Consider the following 18553-nt stretch of genomic DNA (forward strand, 5'->3'; position numbering starts at 1 on the left):
CTTACAGAAGCGGTCCTGTTAGCAGTGGCCGCACCTCTCCGGCAAGATACAACGAACCGCACATAATAACCGCGCCATCCGGTCCGGCGAGCTGCCGCGCAAGTTCCAGCCCAGTGCACGGAGAAGATGCCATTTGGGTTAACACACGTTCCCTTTGCCAGAGTGAAGCAAGCTCCCGTGGACGCATTCCACGCGGATTTTGCAACGGCACCGTCACCGCCCCGAAGAAGAGCGGCGCAAGGGTACGCACAAACTGTGCGGTGTCTTTATCCGCACACATACCGGACAATGCCACCAACCGCCGGTTTGGAAGATACCGCCGCAGGCACGCGGCCAGTGCCTGTGCACCGTCCGGATTATGCGCACCGTCCACTACCGTAAGCGGACTGCCCGAAAAAATCTCGAACCGGGCAGGCATACGCACAGCAGCCAGCCCATCCGCACACCCTTTCGCACTGATGCCGGAAAAGCCATGATATTGGTGCAGGACCTCCATACAGGCAAGTGCTGACGAAGCATTCACCACTTGATAATCTCCCAGCAAACGCATCTGCAGCGGCTGTCCCCGATACTGCATGGCGGTACCGGAAAGTGTTTCGGCTGTCACATGCAGCAAAGAAGCATCCGCTTCTGTCAAACGGCAGTGCCGCTCTTTCGCGGTGCGGCGAATAACCGCCAATGCTTCCGGGTCCTGTCCCGGTGCACAGACTACATCGCATCCCTCTTTCAGAATACCACACTTTTCCCCTGCAATCTCCGTCAGTGTACTGCCGAGTATTTCGGTATGGTCATAGGAGATATGCGTAATGACCGCGCACAGAGGCGCCGCTATCACATTGGTGGCATCTAAACGGCCGCCAAGGCCCACCTCCAGTACCACTACATCACATTTCTTTTGGGCAAACCAGTACAGCCCCAGTGCTGTGACAGCTTCAAACTCGGAAAGATCCTCTCCCCTATGCTCCATTTCCATCAGCGGCGGCAGGACGGCCTGCGCTGTCCGTACCAGCTCTTTACGCGGAATCATTCTGCCGTTCAGCTGAAAGCGTTCCCGGAAATCCACCACAAATGGAGAAGTAAACAGCCCTGTACGGAAGCCGCTGTGCTGCAGCATGGCGGCAATCATAGTACTGGTAGAACCTTTGCCGTTCGTCCCAGCCACATGCACAAAACGCAGGTAGTCCTGCGGGTCCCCCAGTGTGTGCAGCAGTGTCCGCAGATGCGCAAGCCCCGGCACTTTTTTAAAGCGGTGCAGGGCGTGAATCTGCTGCAGAACCTCTTCGTAAGTCATTTCAGTGCTTCCAAGCTGGACGAAATCAAATCCATACGTTCTTTTAGTTTTTGCGCGTTGGCACGAACACCGGCCACCACTTTCTCCGGTGCCTTGGTCATAAACTTTTCGTTCTGTAGTTTTGCCTGCGCGTTCTGATAGCCTTTCTGTGCGGAAGCAAGTTCCTTGTTCAGCCGCTTCTTTTCCGCTTCTTTATCTACCAATTCGTTCATTTGAATGTAGACTTTGGCGTCCGAAGTGACAATGGTCACGGCGCCATCTAGCGTAAACGATGGTGCAACCTGAATCTCCGTTGTGTAAGCGAGGCGTTTGAAAATCTCCTCGCCAGAACGGAATGTGTCCTGCTTTTCCGTTGCGATATACAGTGCTGTTTTGCGGGAAGGAGCTACGTTCATCTCGGAACGGCGGTTGCGGACACCACGCACGGCAGCCATAATGCTTTCCATCTTGTCGGCTTCCTCTGGGAATGCCAGCTGTGCATCATAGGCTGGATACGGTGCCATGATAAGCGCTTCCCCTGTATGCGGCAGTGCCTGCCAAATTTCCTCGGTAATATACGGCATAAAGGGATGCAGCAGCGCAAGCGTGCGCGTCATAACCCACACCAAAACCTGCCGTGCCTGCTGTGCGGCAGCCTCATCACTGCCCTGCAGACGAATTTTAGAAATCTCAATATACCAATCGCAGAACTCGTCCCACAGGAAGTCGTGCAGCTTCTGTGCAGCAATGCCAAACTCAAATTTTTCCAGATTATCGTTAATTTCCTGTGCCAGGCGATTGAAGGAGTCAAGAATCCATTTATCCTCCATGGTCAGGGTATCCGGCAGTGCATTTGGCACATTCTTCCCTTCAATATTCATCAGGATAAAGCGGGAAGCGTTCCATATCTTATTGGCAAAGTTCCGGCTGGCCTGCACACGCTCGTCCGAATAACGGGTATCGTTACCGGGGCTGATGCCGGTAATCAGTGTAAAGCGCAGGGCATCCGCGCCATACTGGTCAATGACCTTAATGGGGTCAATGCCATTGCCAAGGGATTTGCTCATTTTGCGTCCCTGGCTGTCCCGCACAAGGCCGTGGAAAAATACCGTATGGAACGGCACCTCACCGGTCTGCTCCAAACTGGAGAAAATCATGCGCGCAACCCAGAAGAAAATGATATCGTAGCCGGTTACCAGTGTATTGGTTGGGAAATAATAGTCCAAATCTTTGGTCTTGTCCGGCCAGCCCAGCACACTAAACGGCCACAGCGCGGAACTGAACCAGGTATCCAGTGTATCCTCGTCCTGGTGCAGATGATGACCGCCGCACTTGGGGCAGGTGTCCGGGTCCGTACGGGCAACAACTGTTTCACCGCAGTCGTCACAATACCACGCCGGAATCCGGTGGCCCCACCACAGCTGACGCGAAATGCACCAGTCACGGATATTTTCCATCCAGTTATAATAAATTTTTTCCATACGTTCCGGAATAAAGCGAACTTTGTCGGAGCGAACCGCATCGATTGCCGGTTTTGCCAGCGGTTCCATTTTAACAAACCACTGCTTGGAAACGCGCGGCTCAATGGTGCTGTGGCAGCGGTAGCAGGTACCCACGTTATGCTTGATGGGCTCAATGCTGACCAAATAGCCCTGCTCGTCCAGCTCTTTGACGATTTGTTTACGGGCCTCCATGCCGGACAGTCCCGCGTATTTGCCGCCATTTTCGTTAATGGAGCCGTCCTCGTTCATCATATTGATGACTTCCAAATGATGACGGCGGCCAACCTCAAAGTCGTTGGGGTCATGTGCCGGTGTGATTTTTACAACACCAGTACCAAAATCCTTTTCAACGTATTCGTCCGCCACAACCGGAATTTCACGGCCGACCAGCGGCAAAATTAGCGTTTTGCCAACAATATCTTTGTAGCGCTCATCGTCCGGGTGCACTGCCACGGCCGTATCACCCAGCATTGTTTCGGGGCGGGTAGTAGCGAGCTCCAGGTATCCGCTGCCGTCCTTAAAGGGGTAGCGAACGTGCCAGAAGGAACCGTCCTTTTCCTCGAACTCCACTTCAGCGTCAGAAATGGTTGTCTTGCAGTGCGGACACCAGTTGATAATCCGTTCGCCGCGGTAAATCAGTCCTTTTTCATACAGACGTACAAAAACTTCCCGTACGGCCTTACTGCAGCCTTCGTCCAGCGTGAAGCGTTCCCGCTGCCAGTCACAGGAAACACCCAATTTGCGCAGCTGCTGGTCGATGCGGCCACCAAACTTGTCCTTCCATGCCCACGCACGCTTTAAAAAAGCGTCCCGGCCTATCTGTACCTTGGTCACGCCCTCTTTGCGCATAGCCTCTACAATCTTTGCCTCGGTGGCAATGGAAGCGTGGTCCGTTCCGGGCACCCACAAGGCGCTGTAGCCCTGCATACGGCGCCAGCGGGTAAGAATGTCCTGCAGTGTTTCATCCATTGCATGGCCCAAGTGCAGCTGCCCGGTGATATTCGGCGGTGGAATAACAATGGTGTATGGCTTTTTCTTTGGGTCCGGCTCCGCGTGAAAATAACCGCCTTTTATCCAGAAGTCATAGATGCGATCCTCCACTTCGCCGTGATTATACGTTTTTGCAAGTTGTCTGCTCATTTGATTTTCCTCCTGCAATTTTGGATACCATGGGCTTAACAAAGCGTAAGATACAAAAAAGCCCCGGACAGGAACGGTTTCTTCCTGTCCGGGGCGAAATTTGCAAATTCCGCGGTACCACCCGCATTTGGCCCTATATGGGCCCTCTCTGCCGGTAACGCTGGCACACGGACTGCCCTACTATCCTTTTGGCTTTAGGCAGCCAGCTCCGGGGCGACGCATACGCATCTGCACACGCACAGGTTTCCACCGAAATGCCTGCTCTCTGCGGCTATATACAGATACCTTGTTCCCATCACTGCTTTTATCGATATAAATTTATTATAGGCGCAGCCAAACGCATTGTCAAGCATTGGTGCCCAGCTGTCCGTTGTTTAAACGTGTTAAAAGCGGCGGTACTTCCCGCAGTGACGGTAGCACTGCATCCGCCAACACACGAATTTCCACATTTGGCTGCATTAAATCCGGCACCATCACGGTGTACATACCGGCAGCGTGGCCGCTGCGAACACCGTTAAAGCTGTCCTCTACAACCATACACTGGTCCTGCGTACAGTCAAGGCGGCGGGCCGCTTCCAGAAAGATGTCCGGTGCGGGTTTACCATGGGTAATCTGATCCCCCGTAACAAGGCTTTGAAAATACGGTACCGTGCCGGAACCGTTTAAAATATCTTTAGCCCGCGATTCATACGAAGATGTCACCACAGCCATGCGGTATTCCTGTTTCTGCAGGGCATCCAGCATTTGATGCAGACCTGGCCTGGGAGGAATTCCGGTTTCCTTTAGGTGGCGGGCTGCTTCCTCATGGTAGCGGGCATACAGCGGCTCCGGCTCCTGGTGCAGACGGTCTTTCATCAGCGAAAGAATCTCTGTGCGGTCACGGCCAATGCAGTGCCAATAAAGCCCTTCCGGCAAACCAACCGCTACCCATGCGTCGTGGTTAACTCGTTCGGTATCGAACAGTGTTCCATCCATATCAAAAAGGACTGCAGTAATCATTCTTTTTCCTCCGACGGTGCTGTCAGGTCGTGGATAACGGCGCTTGCAAGCACCAAGCCCTCCACGCTGGGCACAAAGCTGACACTGCCAGGTGTTACCCTGCGGCCAGGTGCCGGCGTTTCTTTACTTTGCAGCGGCTTTTTTGCCGGTTCATCACTGTAAACAACTTTTAGACGGGGCACACCGCGTTTCCGCAACTCCCGGCGCATAACACGCGCCAGCGGGTCCGCCTGCGTTTCAAAAATATCCGCAATGCGGAAACGTGTGGGGTCCAATTTGTTTCCGGCACCCATGGCGCTGATAGACGGTATACCGCACTGGTAGGCTGTCTGCGCAATCAGGAGCTTGCTGCTGACTGTATCCACCGCATCTATAATATAATCGTATTTTGTAAAATCAAATTGTTCTGCGTTTTCCTCGGTGTAAAAACAGCGGCAGCTTTCTACCTGCACCATCGGGTTAATGTCCTGCATTCGCCGCTCCATGACATCTGTTTTATACTGCCCAATGGTGCTGTGCAGGGCAATGACCTGTCGGTTCAGGTTTGTCAGGCTGACGGTGTCACTGTCTACCAGTGTAAACTGGCCCACGCCGCAGCGGCACAGTGCCTCAGCCGCAAATCCGCCAACACCGCCGACGCCAAACAACAATACGGAACAATCCTCCAGTTTCTGCATGGACTGCCGCCCCAAAAGCAGCTCGGTCCGTGAAAATTCATTTATCATCTGGTTTTTCATCCTTCTTTGCCGCGCATTTCGGGCACAATCCCGAAAGCTCCAATCTGTGGCCGGTTATCTGATAGCCGGTCTTTTCTGCCCATTGTTTTTCCAGCGGTTCTATCGGGCAGCCGGAAAGTTCGAGCACTTCCCCACACCCCGTACACCGCAGAATGTGACAGTGCCGGTGGTCATTCAGGCGAAAATACGCCTTGCCGTCCTGTCCCACTTCTTTCATGACAATTTCCTTTTCGAACAAAGTTGCCAGCGTGCGGTAAGCGGTTGACACACTCATATGCATATTCGGCAGGACCGCCAGATAAACCTCTTCCGCTGTCAGCGGCTTCTGCGCCGTACGCAGGACCGTCAAAATTGCCTCGCGCCGGCATGTCGTTTTCAGTTCTTTGGCTTTCAGCATTTCGTCTGCCATAGGTACACCTCCCCGCTGTCCGCTTTCTACCTGCAATTATAGACAGCGGTACAAAAAAAGTCAACAATTCCGCATACGCAACGGCATTCGGGCTATTTTTTTGGCTCCGTCATCAGCCAGTAATGTTCCGCCGTGGGAATGGAAAATCCCATGGACCGCTGCAAAGCAAAAGAAGCGTCATTGCCGAGAATCACATCGCCGAAAGGGACCTGTCCTTTTGCAAGGCTGCGATTCACCGCGTCTGCTTCCAGGGCAATACCGACACCCTGCCGTCGGAACTTTGGATATACTTCCAGCATACCCAGCGCACCCTCTGCGTGCTTCCCGATAAATCCCGCAAGCTCCTCCCCGACAAAGGCGCCGTAAAAGACGCCCGCACGCACCAGTTTTTCAATATACGGCGAGTCGTTAAACAAATGGTACTGCTGATTGACTGCCGGCGCATAGTGAAGTGTCAGCTGCCGAATTGAAAACACCGGAGAAACCGGCAGCGGCTTTTTGGACGTATAGACGGCAAAGCGGCAGGGGTTGCAGCTAAGGCCGCCGAATGTGTCTGCTCCGCAAAAGTACTTTTCAAAGGCTGCTTTATCCCACAGCTTGTGCGCCGTAAACAGTTTCGGTGCCTTTTGCAGGCGCCGGACCAGCCGGTCGGCCGCCTGTTCATTCGCCGCGCGCTGCATAATGGTCCCGTGCACGTCCAGCTGTACGCCGTCTTTTCCAACATACAATACCCGCGCAAAACCGCGCCGCAGCGGCTCCTGCATATCTATGCTTTCTAAAGCGTCCTGCTCCAAAAAAGCAAGTGCTTTCTGCTCTGTTGCTGTCATTCTTAAAAACTCTTCTTTCTGCTTGCCGCAGCAAAACTAAAAACAGAAACGATTATAACACAAGTCCTTTGACAGATGCAAAAAAATTTGCAGTAAGACGGCTTTTTTGTTATACTATAGAATACTGTAAAATTTAGAAATATGGGAGGGTCCCCCTTGTAGAGCAGAATATATTACCGCATTTTTATAAAATACCAATGGAGGACTTTCATAAATGGCAGACTATAAAAAGGAAATTGAGCGCCGGCGCACGTTCGCAATCATCTCTCACCCAGACGCCGGCAAAACAACGTTGACGGAAAAGCTCCTGCTGTACGGCGGTGCCATTCAGCAGGCCGGTATGGTTAAAGGCAAGCGCCACATGCGCCACGCAGTTTCGGACTGGATGGATATTGAAAAACAGCGTGGCATTTCGGTCACTTCTTCTGTCATGCAGTTTGAATACAACAATTATTGTATCAATATCCTGGATACCCCCGGGCATGCGGATTTTTCCGAGGATACCTACCGTACCCTGATGGCCGCGGACAGCGCCGTCATGGTGATTGATGCCGCCAAGGGCGTAGAAAAACAGACACGTAAGCTGTTTAAGGTTTGCACACTGCGCCATATTCCAATTTTTACGTTTATCAATAAAATGGACCGCGATGCCCGCAGTCCCTATGACCTGACGGACCAAATTGAACAGGAACTGGGCATTAAAACGTATGCCATGAACTGGCCAATTGGCAGCGGCCGTGAATTTAAGGGCGTGTATGACCGTGCAGCAAAAAAGATTTTGACTTTCACGGCGGAGGAAACCGCCAACGGAAAACATCAAATAGAAGAATCCGCCAGTGACCTGTCAGACCCGAAGCTTTCCGACCTGCTGGGGGAAGACCTGCTTTCTACTTTAAAAGACGATGTGGAGCTGCTGGATGGTGCCGGTGCAGACTTCTCACTGGAAGATGTGCGCCGAGGAAAGCTTTCACCTGTATTCTTCGGCTCTGCACTGACGAACTTCGGCGTAGAACCATTCCTGCAGGAATTTCTGCGCATGACTACGACACCTCTGCCGCGCAAAGCGGACATCGGTGAAATTGACCCGATGGATTCCCATTTCTCCGCTTTTGTCTTTAAAATCCAGGCAAATATGAACAAGGCCCACCGCGACCGTGTTGCATTTCTGCGCATTTGCTCCGGTGAATTTGACCGTGGCATGGAAGTTGTGCATATGCAGGGCGGACGCAAGATGAAACTGATGGCGCCACAGCAACTGATGGCGGAGCAGCGGGAAATTATCGACCATGCCTATGCGGGTGACATCATCGGTGTCTTTGACCCAGGCGTCTTTTCCATTGGCGACACCCTGTGTGCCTCCGATAAAAAGTTCTGTTTCGGCGGCATTCCCACCTTTGCGCCGGAACACTTTGCCCGTGTTTCCCCAAAAGATACCATGAAACGCAAGCAGTTTGTAAAAGGCATGACACAGATTGCACAGGAAGGTGCTATCCAGATTTTTCAGGAACTGAACGGCAGCATGGAAGAAGTTGTCGTTGGTGCGGTTGGTCAGCTGCAGTTTGAAGTGCTGGAATACCGGCTGGAAAACGAATACAAAGTGGACATCCGCATGGAAAACCTGCCGCACGAATATATCCGCTGGATTGAAAATGAGGGCCTCGACCCCAAGTCACTGGACCTTACCAGCGACACGCGCTGCATTCAGGACCTAAAGGGCAACCACCTGCTTATTTTTGTCAGCGAGTGGAACATCACATGGGCCCTGCAGCATAATCACGGCCTGCAGCTAAGTGAATTTGGCGGTGCAAAACTATAAGCACAACAAATAAAATAATATAGAAAGCGGACACTGTCAGTGTGGATAACTGACAGTGTCCGCTGTTTTTTTATTTGATATGTATTCCGGAAAAAGTCCACCTTCCGCACAGTTCCGAAATAGAAGCGGATTTTTTCCGTTTCTTTCTTGTTTTTTTGCAGTGCGAAAGCAAATACTGAATAATAAAATGTGTGGTGTATGGGGTACGTAAAGCGAATTGTATAAAGTGCTTTGCTATTTTAAGTAACGGTCAATCATAGACTGTGTAATGCCATCGTTCTGAATAATCTCATGATAAAAGTGCGCACTGGGACGAATGGAGCGCTTTTGCGTTTTAAAATCGCAGCCTATCAGGCCAAAGGCAGCGGTTTCGCCTTCCGCCCATTCAAAGTTATCCATCAATGTCCAATAATAGTACCGCTCCACCGGCAGGCCGCTAATAGCAATCTGCCGCAGATGTTCGTAAATAAAGCGGCAGCGCTGTTTGTCGTTCCGCGCGGCAATGCCGTTTTCCGTAATCCAAATAGGAGCACACAGGTGGCGGTAACGCCGGCGCATAAGGAGGCTCAGTCCCTCCGGATAAACTTCCCAACCAAGGTCCGTTTGCTCACTGTCCGGCTTGCTGCCAATATATTTGCCGCTTACCCATAAACGAGTGTAGTAATTGATGCCAATATAATCATAGAAACGGCCATCACCAAAAGGCGCCTCTACACCCAGCGGAGCCGTAAGCCGCCCTGTGTACATAGCATTGGTTAAGCCCTGAAACAGATAGTCCATGGCACTGGCCAGCGGGCGGTCCTTGGGACGCGCCGCCGAAAAGACCCGCATATGTTCCGCAAAACCAACCATGGTGCGGCCGGAGAATCCGCGCTCCTCCCGAATGCGGTGAATACGGCGATAGGATGCCAGATGGCAGTACACCAGATTGCGCATGACACGGATAGAAATCGCCGGATTATGCTTTGCCGGCGGCCACTGTGCCAAAAAATAACTGAGCGTCACATAAGTGTTTGGCTCGTTCAGCGTAACATAATCGCTGACAATATCCCCGATAGATTCCACTACATAGGTGACATAACGCAGAAATATCTGTGGGCTGTCTTTACGCAGAAAACCGCCTTGACTTTCAAACCAAGTTGGGTTGGAAAAGTGATGCAGTGTCACCAGCACTTTTACGTTTCTTTTTTGCAGGTCCAGTATCTCCTCCCGGTAGCGGTTCATTGCTTTCCGGCAAAAACGGCCTGGCGTTGGTTCAATGCGGCTCCACTCCAGACCCATACGGTATACCTGCAGGCCCAGCTGCTGAATGAGGACATTGTCCTCCCGCCAGCGCTGCCAGTGCTGGTTGGCATTGCAGGGACTGGAACGATCTTTCATTCTTCCCGGCTTTGCTGCCCAGTCGTACCAGCTGTTTCTGGTTGGGCTGCCCTCTGTTTGTGTAGCGGAAGTGGAACAGCCGAGCAAAACACCTTTTAAAGAAAATGGTGTATACAAAAAATTCCCTCCTACAAGCTGCCCCGCATCAGACCTGGGCAGTGACAAAATCAGATCAAATTTCTCCGTATTTATTTTACGCTGTACCGCATGGAAATGCAACCTTTCCACGGCCCGCTATCGCGGAACAGTTGCCAGCTTTTATGCACTATGTTATAATTTATCCGACGAAAAACAGAAGGGACCGGACGGAAAAATTTTGCAGGAAAGGTCGTAATTTTATGAATATTTTGATTATAGATGGACAGGGCGGCGGCATTGGAAAGCAGCTTGTAACCGCCATAAAATCTGCTCTGCCGCAGGCTTCTGTAAATGCCGTAGGCACCAACAGTGCCGCTACTGCCGCTATGCGCAAAGCCGGCGCAAACTGCACTGCCACCGGCGAAAACGCGGTGCTTGTTGCCTGCCGCAAAGCGGACGTTATTGCCGGCCCTATCGGCATTGTCATTGCGGATTCCCTGTTCGGTGAAATCACACCTGCTATGGCGTCGGCAGTTGGGCAGAGCAGTGCCACCCGCGTACTGATTCCCGTGAACCACTGCGACAATCTGATTGCTGGAATTGGCGATATGCCGATGAGCCGGCTGGTACAGGATGCCATCCGCGAAATTAAAAATCTCGCATGACTTTTATTGCTTTTATTCCATTATAATACGTATTTGCGCCCGAGAAGGCCCGCTTCATTCCTGCCCGCTACCCAAAGCGGGCCTAACGGCATAAAAAACACCCCATTTGTTTTCAGTATATCATACTGTCTAACAAATGGGGTGCAGTTCAAATTATAGATAAAACAAAAGTTTTCTTTTTTGAATCTTGTACCAACATGGGACGCCCGCCTGCTATGAAAGCCGACATTGTCCGTTCCAATGTGCGTTTTTACACTTGTATCCGGCAAAAAACTTTTAAAGGAATGATTGTATGACTGTTCAGGATTCCCTACTGCTGCAGAACAAGCTCCACCCCTCTCTTCAGCCGCAGGACGTGGTCAAATTGTGCTATCAGGCTGCTTTCGGCGGGGAACATCTGCTGAAGGACAAGGCCATCGCGCAAACGTACCTGATGCGTGAATTTTCCGCTGTGCCTGCCGAAAATGCAGCGCTGTATGAGGAGATTTCCCCGGAAATATGTCGTGTCAGCCTTCCCTCATGGAAAGGACACGGGCTTCCGCCGTAGTGGCTGTTTCCGTTGTTTGTACTCTCCGCCGACAGAATGACAAACAACCGTCAGCTGTTTGAACAGGCTCTCTCAACAGCGGGAAAACTGGTCAGCGCAGGCAGGCTTTCTTTTTCGCCCGCCGCGTGGCAGCAGTATCTGACACAGTACTGGACCGTCGGCTGTCATCCGGTACATCACAGTTCCATTTACCGTGAAAAGGAACACCCGTCTTACCGGCTGGTACAGAAGCGCTTTGTCCGTCTTTTCCCGCTGCTTGAAAGAATGGCGGCCCTCCCAAAGACGGATGGCACCCGTGTTCTTGCCATAGATGGACGCTCCGCCTCCGGCAAAACCACAGCTGCATCACTGTTGGAACAAATTGTCAGTGCGTCAGTTATTCATATGGACGATTTCTTTCTTCCTCCGCAGCTGCGTACAGACAGCCGCCTTTCCCAGCCCGGCGGCAACGTTCATTATGAACGCTTTCAAAAAGAGGTACTGCCGCACCTTGGTCTGCGGAAAGCGTTTTCTTACACGGCCTTTTCCTGCCAAAAGATGTGTCTTTCCGGCCGACGGACTGTACCGGAAAGTGAGTGGCAGATTGTGGAAGGTGCCTACAGCTTTCATCCTGTTTTCGGTGATTATGCGGACCTGCTGGCTTTCTCTGACATTGGTCCGCAGGAACAGATGCAGCGTATCCTTAAACGAAACGGCAGCAAAGCGGCACAGATTTTCGCCGACCGCTGGATTCCGCTGGAAGAGCAGTATTTCAAGGCGTTTTCCATTCCGCAGAAGGCAGATATCTGCTTTTAGATGGCCCTTTCTGCCGGCTTCTTCCTTTTTCCCGATGGTGTCTTTACCTTTTCTTCTTTCCGTGGTATATTATTAGGTGTATATGCTGGAAGGAGAAACATGATGAAAAAGAAACTAATGCGATGGGCCTGCGCCGCGTTTGCGGCGGTTCTGGTCGCTGCCGCGGCGGTCATACCTGGACAGGCAGCCACTGGACTGGACCCCGGCTTTATTCCCCAGAGCAGTGCCCTGGAGCTGATTGACCTGGATAGCGGCGGTACGATTTATGCAAAAGATGCAGATAAAAAAGTCAGTCAGGCCTCTACTACGAAAGTTATGACATTTATCGTTGCCAATGAACTGATTCACGACCCGGCGAACACAATGGCAACTATTTCTGCGGATGTACAACAGCAGCTTCCGAACCGCTCCTTTGTCACTGTGCAGCTGGCGGTCGGCGAAAAAATTTCCGCATTGAACCTGATGTACTGTATGCTGGTTCCCTCCGGAAATGATGCCGCCATTGCGCTGGCAGAGTCCGCCTCAGGCAGCAACATGGCACAGTTTGTCAAACTGATGAACGCAAAGGCCAAAGCACTTGGCTGTACAAATACCAACTACACCAATGTGTTTGGCAACTACAACAAGGACCACTACACCACAGCACATGACCTGGAGAAAATTTATAAATACGCCTACTCCCTGCCGCTGTTCCGGAAAATAGCCTCCTGTGCTTCCTACACCGTGCCGGCGACCAACTACAGCAAAGCCCGCCAGCTAGCTGCCTCCAACAAGTTGCTGGTTAAAAACAGCAACTACTATGACGCTTCCTGCACCGGCGGCAAATCCGGCACATCCGACCAAGCGGGATACTGTCTGGCGTCAACTGCCTCCAAAAACGGCATGAATTACCTGTGCGTTGCCATGGGTGCCCCTAGTGTAAAGAACGGCAAAAGCGTCCTTACCAACGGTGCTTTCGAGGATTCCCGTCAGCTGTACGACTGGGCGTTCAGCTCTCTGAAAAAACAGAGTGTCCTGTCAAAATCCAAATCGGTCGCAAATGTAACCGTACAGCAGACAAAGGACCACAGCCAGCAGCTTGCTGTAATGCCAGCGCAGGACTTCAGTGCCATGCTGCCAACAGACGGCGGCAAAGTTACAACGAAAGTTTCCCTGCCGAAAAGCGTTGCCGCCCCGGTAAAAGCCGGACAAAAAATCGGCACGATTGCGGTTTCGTACAATGGCCAGACTATGGCAAACGTTGACTTGGTTGCTTCGCAGGAAGTGTCCCGCCACATTCCGTTTTATCTGCAGCCATGGTTCAAGGTTGTGGCAATCATTGTGATAGTGGCGGCGGCAGCGGTGCTTATCTTCCTGCTGATTCGTTTTCTGCGCAGCCATGGTCACCGCGGCGGCGGATATGGCGGCCGCAGCTGGAACCGCCGTTCCACACGCTATTCGCCAAAGCGCGGACATCACAGCAAGCGCCGTTCCCGTTATAAAAGCAATTATCATCTCTATCGCTAAAGCGATACATATGGAAAACGGTGCACCGGAAAAGCTGCACCGCTTTTTTACGCCAAATTTCAGGAACCACCCATTGAGGAGGATTTTATGCGGCTTTTTAAAAAATTCATTCAGTACTACAAGCCCTACAAAGCGGTATTCTTTATGGATATGTTCTGTGCCCTCATTGTCAGCGCAGTGGACCTCGCCTTTCCGCAAATCCTAAGCTTCCTGACAAAAACACTTTTTACCCGTCAGCCAGACATTATCCTAAACAGCCTTGTAAAATTGGGCATTGCCCTATTTTTTATGTACTTCATTCGTATGCTGTGCCGTTTTTATGTCACCTATCAGGGCCATGTGATGGGCGCAAAGATGGAAAGCAATATGCGGCAGGACCTGTTTGACCAATATGAACGCTTTTCTTTTTCGTACTACGACCGCAGCAATACCGGTGAAATGATGAGCAAGCTGATTTCTGACCTGTTCGATATTTCCGAGCTGGCACACCATGGACCGGAAAACGTGTTTATCTCCGCCATTAAAATCATCGGTTCCTTTATCCTTTTGCTGATGGTAAATGTACCACTGACACTCATTCTTTCCGCTGTGGTAGCGGTCATGGTCATTTTCAGCGTTCACCAAAACAAAAAGATGCAGGGTACCTTTATGGACAACCGCCGCAAAATAGCCGATGTAAATGCCAGTTTGCAGGACAGCTTGGCGGGCATTCGGGTAGTTAAGTCCTTCGCCAACGAAGATGTGGAACAGAAGAAGTTTCGAAAGAGAAATCAGCAGTTTCTGCACTCCAAAGAAAGCAACTACCTGCGAATGGGCATTTTTCACGCGGGCAACAACTTTTTCGAGGGAATGCTGTTTCTAACTGTACTGGTCGCCGGCGGCTTTTTCATTGCGAAAGGTTCTCTTTCTCCGGCAGACCTCGCTGTATATGCCCTGTACATCAATATTTTTGTACACCCCATTGAGGTACTGATTGAATTTACCGAAATGCTGCAAAAAGGTGTTTCCGGTTTCCGCCGCCTAACTGAAGTGCTAGACACCGTTCCGGAGATTCAGGATGCACCAAACGCAAAGGAACTGACCGATGTAAAAGGCACGCTGGACTTTAAAAATGTTACTTTCCGGTACAACGACGAAGAATCCGTTCTGGAACACATTAACATTCACGTTGACGCTGGCCGTTCGGTTGCATTGGTTGGACCATCCGGCGGCGGCAAAACCACACTGTGCTCCTTGCTTCCCCGTTTTTACGATGTGACCAGCGGTGCCGTGTGCATTGACGGCAAAGATGTGCGTACACTGACACAAAAAAGTTTGCGCAGTGCAATCGGCATTGTACAACAGGACGTTTACCTATTCGATGGCACTGTAAAAGACAACATTGCTTACGGCAAACCAAAAGCCGGCATGGAAGAAATCGTGCAGGCCGCAAAGGAAGCGGACATTCATGACTTTATCAAGTCACTGCCGGACGGCTACGACACCTATGTTGGCGAACGCGGCACACGCCTTTCCGGCGGACAGAAACAGCGTATTGCCATTGCCCGCGTGTTCCTGAAGAATCCACCCATTTTGATTCTGGACGAAGCCACCAGCGCCCTGGACAACGAAAGTGAACGGTACATTCAGCACAGTTTGAACAAGCTGGCCCACGGCCGCACAACGATTACCATTGCGCACCGGCTTTCCACTATCCGCAGTGCCGACGAAATCATTGTCATTGACAACGACGGCATTCGTGAGCGCGGTACCCATGCGGAACTGTTGGCCAAGAATGGCCTGTACGCCAAATACTACAACATGCAGTTTGAGGACCGCTGAAAACAGCAAAAAGGTTCGGCAGACGGAGAAATTCTCCGACCTGCCGAACCTTTTTCTTTGCCTTGTTCCTGTTAACCGGTTTAGGCCCTAACCATTTGACGACGCGCCTTAAAGAGTGCCCCGCACACCGGAATGGCAATGACAACACCAATGACCATTTCAATCAGGCCATTCACCGTAATGATGGAGCCGATGAGGAAAGCAATGGCAGAGCCATGCGTCAGTTTTGCAATTTCATTGTGGTACACCAGTACCAGCATGGACAGTGTCAGAACCGTACTGCACAGTTTGCCAATCGCCGCCGCCAGACCGATGCTGACGGACTGCGACACTTTGCCGTGAATCGCCTTGGAAAGTCCTGCATACAGCAGACCAACGATAATTCCCAGCGCCACACGGGACGGAATAGCGACAATGGGGTTCTGGAAGAACACATCCATGGCACCGCCGGGCGCGATGAGTGCACGAACCATACTGGACACACCCATAACAGCACCCAATACGGCGCCGCCCTGCCAACCAAGCAGAATAGCACCCAAAATAACCGGAATATGTACCATGGTGATGGATACAACACCGGTAGACACATACCCAATGGGAGTAAATGCCATTAGAATGATGAGCGCGCTGAAGAGTCCCAACAGCGTCAAACGAAACGTTTTTTGCTTTTTCATAAAATCCTCCTTGCTACCGCTCTTTTATAAAGATGCAGTGCAGAATAATATAATATTTGACCGGGGAAGAAATTCCCGTATGTCCGGGTAAAGCAAAGGATGTGGTCAGACCATCTGCCGCATCTTATTCCTCTTTCGGAATTTTATTATAGCACAGTGCACAAAAGTTGCAAGCATAAATTACAAAATGCGCACAGGAATTTCACGTTCCTTCAAATACGTCTTCAGCTGAGGAATGGTGATTTCCCCAAAGTGAAACAGAGAGGCAGCCAGAACCGCATCTGCCTTCCCTTTTGTAAAGGCATCATAAAAGTGTTCCAGCTTTCCCGCACCGCCGGAGGCAATCACCGGCACGTGCACCCGCTCACTGACTGCGGCGGTCAGGGGCAGGTCGTAGCCCTGCTGCACGCCGTCCTCATCCATACTGGTCAGCAAAATCTCACCCGCACCCAGCGCAACTGCCTTCTGTGCCCATTCAACGGCGTCTAAATCGGTGCGTGTGCGGCCGCCGTTGATATAAACACACCAACCGCCCTCCGGCTTGCGCTTGGCATCGATGGCACATACCACACACTGACTGCCAAATTTCCCTGCCGCGTCCGTTATCAGCTCCGGATGCTGTACGGCGGCACTGTTGACCGACACTTTGTCAGCACCGGCACGCAGCAGAACCTGAAAATCCTGCACGGTTCGGATACCGCCGCCAACCGTAAACGGAATAAAAATTTGGCTTGCTACACTGCTGACATAAGAAAGCTGTGTGCCGCGTGCCTGCGCCGAAGCAGTAATGTCCAACAGAACCAGCTCATCGGCTCCCTGCTGGTCATATTCTGCCGCACACGCTACTGGGTCCCCCGCATCACGCAGATGCACAAAGGAAGTGCCTTTTACAACTCGTCCATCTTTCACATCCAAACAAGGAATAATTCGTTTCGCATACATCGTTCATCTGCCCTCCTTTGCCAATGCCGCAAAGTTCCGCAGCATTTGCAGTCCTACTCGGCCGCTTTTCTCCGGGTGAAACTGTGTCGCGTACAGGCTGCCCTTGTGTACAGCCGCATCTATCCGCACACCATACTGTGTAGTGGCCGCCACGACTTTTCGGTCCTCCGCTTTCAGATAATAAGAATGGACAAAGTAAACATATGGTTCTTTCGGCAGGTCCGCAAAAATGCCGGAGCAATCCAATACATGGAGGCTGTTCCAACCGATATGCGGCGTTTTCAATCCCGGGCCGGCGGGAATGCGGCATATTTTCCCACGCAGGATACCCAATCCCGGCACACCCGGTGCTTCTTCGCTGCTCTCAAACAGCAGCTGCAGCCCAAGACAGATGCCGAGGAACGGTTTGCCGGAAACTGCCAGCTGCTGCACGGTTTCCACCAGTCCCGCCGCCCGCAAATGGCTCATGGCATCCGCAAAAGCACCGACACCGGGCAAAACTACCGCATCCGCCATCCGCAGCACAGCCGGGTCTGCCGTAACTTGTACACTGCTGCCAATGTACTGAAAGGCTTTCAGCACACTTTGCAGATTCCCCGCACCATAATCAATGACTGCTATCATGGTAAGCCTCCTGTTCTAATTCAAACATTTTAATTGTCCTATAGATTAGCATATTCCAGTGCTAAAGTCAATTTGCTTCCCCTATTTTTGACTGTCCGACGACGACGAAAAACAAGCTTTCAAGTATGCTGTCTTTTATACATATATATCTATATCGAATTTCCACATAAAAGGAATTGACAAATGATATGTCACCTCCTATGATAAAGAAATAAGTCCCTTTTAAGGAGGATTTTTATGGATTATGTTTCCCTTATCGGCATTGCCGTAGGGCTAAGTATGGACGCCTTTGCTGTCAGCCTGGCAAACGGCGCTGTTACCCGCAAAGTGCGCCCCGCCTTTGCATTGAAAGTTGCCGGATGCTTTGGTCTGTTTCAGTCCCTAATGCCAATTATCGGCTGGCTGATTGGCAAGGCCGGCGCTTCCATCATCAATGCGGTGGACCACTGGATTGCGCTGATTCTGCTTTCTATTATCGGCATTCAAATGCTGCGGGAGGCACACAAATGTCACGGCGGTGAAGCCTGTCTGCAGGACAACATTCCGACCAGAACGCTGCTGGTGCTTGCGGTAGCCACCAGCATTGACGCGCTGGCCACCGGCATTCTGCTGCCCAGTGCGGTAGGTGCCTCCACCACACAGTTGATGCTGCTTTCTGTCTGTTTAATTGGCGTTGTGACACTGGTTTTATGCTATATCGGTGTATATATCGGCAAAAAATTCGGTGACCGCTTTACAGGCAAAGCACAGATTATCGGTGGATTGGTCCTGATTGGCATTGGCATCAAAATCTTTGTAGAACATATGTGGTTCTCGTAAAG

Annotated in this window: 17 protein-coding genes and 1 other annotated feature; of the genes, 7 read left to right on the forward strand and 10 right to left on the reverse strand. The window is 51.4% G+C overall.

The annotated features are described in order from the left end of the window. Window position 1: 1 nt before the first annotated feature. From ACIHKT_RS05700 to ACIHKT_RS05725, 6 genes are all read right to left on the reverse strand, one after another. Window positions 2–1291, reverse strand: a complete 1290-nt coding sequence (locus tag ACIHKT_RS05700) for a bifunctional folylpolyglutamate synthase/dihydrofolate synthase (RefSeq protein ID WP_404352002.1) — start codon at window positions 1289–1291, stop codon at window positions 2–4. Next, the gene (locus ACIHKT_RS05705) at window positions 1288–3912 is read right to left on the reverse strand and encodes a valine--tRNA ligase (protein ID WP_174193061.1); all 2625 of its coding nucleotides are present in this window, start codon (window positions 3910–3912) and stop codon (window positions 1288–1290) included. Before ACIHKT_RS05705 ends, ACIHKT_RS05700 begins: the two co-directional genes overlap by 4 nt. Window positions 3913–3998: 86 nt before the next feature. Next, window positions 3999–4220: a binding site (T-box leader), on the reverse strand. Window positions 4221–4257: 37 nt separating this feature from the next. Further along, window positions 4258–4911 (reverse strand): HAD family hydrolase, encoded by a 654-nt coding sequence (locus ACIHKT_RS05710; RefSeq protein WP_086035906.1) that lies wholly within the window; start codon window positions 4909–4911, stop codon window positions 4258–4260. Next, window positions 4908–5636 carry a ThiF family adenylyltransferase gene (locus tag ACIHKT_RS05715; RefSeq protein WP_086035907.1) on the reverse strand — a complete coding sequence of 243 codons (729 nt, stop codon included), beginning with the start codon at window positions 5634–5636 and terminating at the stop codon, window positions 4908–4910. Before ACIHKT_RS05715 ends, ACIHKT_RS05710 begins: the two co-directional genes overlap by 4 nt. Continuing rightward, complete coding sequence (locus ACIHKT_RS05720; protein ID WP_174402971.1) at window positions 5626–6057, reverse strand: Fur family transcriptional regulator; 432 nt, start codon at window positions 6055–6057, stop codon at window positions 5626–5628. Before ACIHKT_RS05720 ends, ACIHKT_RS05715 begins: the two co-directional genes overlap by 11 nt. A 92-nt stretch (window positions 6058–6149) precedes the next feature. Then, complete coding sequence (locus ACIHKT_RS05725) at window positions 6150–6884, reverse strand: GNAT family N-acetyltransferase (protein ID WP_086035909.1); 735 nt, start codon at window positions 6882–6884, stop codon at window positions 6150–6152. A 214-nt stretch (window positions 6885–7098) separates the two neighbouring features. Between ACIHKT_RS05725 and ACIHKT_RS05730 the strand changes: the two genes are divergently transcribed. Then, window positions 7099–8700, forward strand: a complete 1602-nt coding sequence (locus tag ACIHKT_RS05730) for a peptide chain release factor 3 (RefSeq protein ID WP_404352009.1) — start codon at window positions 7099–7101, stop codon at window positions 8698–8700. A 234-nt stretch (window positions 8701–8934) separates the two neighbouring features. Here ACIHKT_RS05730 and ACIHKT_RS05735 read toward each other — a convergent pair whose 3' ends face one another. After that, window positions 8935–10197, reverse strand: coding sequence for a glycoside hydrolase family 1 protein (locus tag ACIHKT_RS05735; RefSeq protein ID WP_086035911.1), 1263 nt, complete (start codon window positions 10195–10197; stop codon window positions 8935–8937). A gap of 221 nt (window positions 10198–10418) precedes the next feature. Here ACIHKT_RS05735 and ACIHKT_RS05740 point away from each other — a divergent pair, with 221 nt between their 5' ends. The 5 genes from ACIHKT_RS05740 to ACIHKT_RS05760 all read left to right on the forward strand — a co-directional run bounded on the left by ACIHKT_RS05740 (window position 10419) and on the right by ACIHKT_RS05760 (window position 15492). Then, on the forward strand, window positions 10419–10823 hold the full coding sequence (locus ACIHKT_RS05740) for a DUF3842 family protein (RefSeq protein ID WP_086036858.1): 405 nt from the start codon (window positions 10419–10421) through the stop codon (window positions 10821–10823). A 292-nt stretch (window positions 10824–11115) separates the two neighbouring features. Then, window positions 11116–11370, forward strand: a complete 255-nt coding sequence (locus ACIHKT_RS05745; RefSeq protein WP_174193053.1) for a hypothetical protein — start codon at window positions 11116–11118, stop codon at window positions 11368–11370. Between the two features lie 12 nt (window positions 11371–11382). Next, window positions 11383–12165, forward strand: coding sequence for a hypothetical protein (locus ACIHKT_RS05750; RefSeq protein ID WP_404352013.1), 783 nt, complete (start codon window positions 11383–11385; stop codon window positions 12163–12165). Window positions 12166–12267: 102 nt separating this feature from the next. After that, on the forward strand, window positions 12268–13671 hold the full coding sequence (locus tag ACIHKT_RS05755) for a D-alanyl-D-alanine carboxypeptidase family protein (protein ID WP_174193049.1): 1404 nt from the start codon (window positions 12268–12270) through the stop codon (window positions 13669–13671). Between the two features lie 87 nt (window positions 13672–13758). Continuing rightward, complete coding sequence (locus ACIHKT_RS05760; RefSeq protein ID WP_174402973.1) at window positions 13759–15492, forward strand: ABC transporter ATP-binding protein; 1734 nt, start codon at window positions 13759–13761, stop codon at window positions 15490–15492. Between the two features lie 80 nt (window positions 15493–15572). Here the strand turns inward: ACIHKT_RS05760 and ACIHKT_RS05765 are convergent, their stop codons facing one another. From ACIHKT_RS05765 to hisH, 3 genes are all read right to left on the reverse strand, one after another. After that, window positions 15573–16166, reverse strand: coding sequence for an ECF transporter S component (locus tag ACIHKT_RS05765; RefSeq protein WP_086035915.1), 594 nt, complete (start codon window positions 16164–16166; stop codon window positions 15573–15575). 180 nt (window positions 16167–16346) lie between these two features. Then, entirely contained in the window at window positions 16347–17108 is a 762-nt protein-coding gene (hisF, locus tag ACIHKT_RS05770; RefSeq protein ID WP_086035916.1) for an imidazole glycerol phosphate synthase subunit HisF, read from the reverse strand. Window positions 17109–17111: 3 nt separating this feature from the next. Continuing rightward, on the reverse strand, window positions 17112–17732 hold the full coding sequence (hisH, locus tag ACIHKT_RS05775) for an imidazole glycerol phosphate synthase subunit HisH (protein WP_086035917.1): 621 nt from the start codon (window positions 17730–17732) through the stop codon (window positions 17112–17114). A 237-nt stretch (window positions 17733–17969) separates the two neighbouring features. Between hisH and ACIHKT_RS05780 the strand changes: the two genes are divergently transcribed. After that, on the forward strand, window positions 17970–18551 hold the full coding sequence (locus ACIHKT_RS05780) for a manganese efflux pump MntP family protein (RefSeq protein WP_086035918.1): 582 nt from the start codon (window positions 17970–17972) through the stop codon (window positions 18549–18551). Window positions 18552–18553: the final 2 nt, after the last annotated feature.

It is taken from the genome of Caproicibacterium sp. XB2 (assembly GCF_044880635.1).
Taxonomy (GTDB): domain Bacteria; phylum Bacillota; class Clostridia; order Oscillospirales; family Acutalibacteraceae; genus Caproicibacterium; species Caproicibacterium lactatifermentans.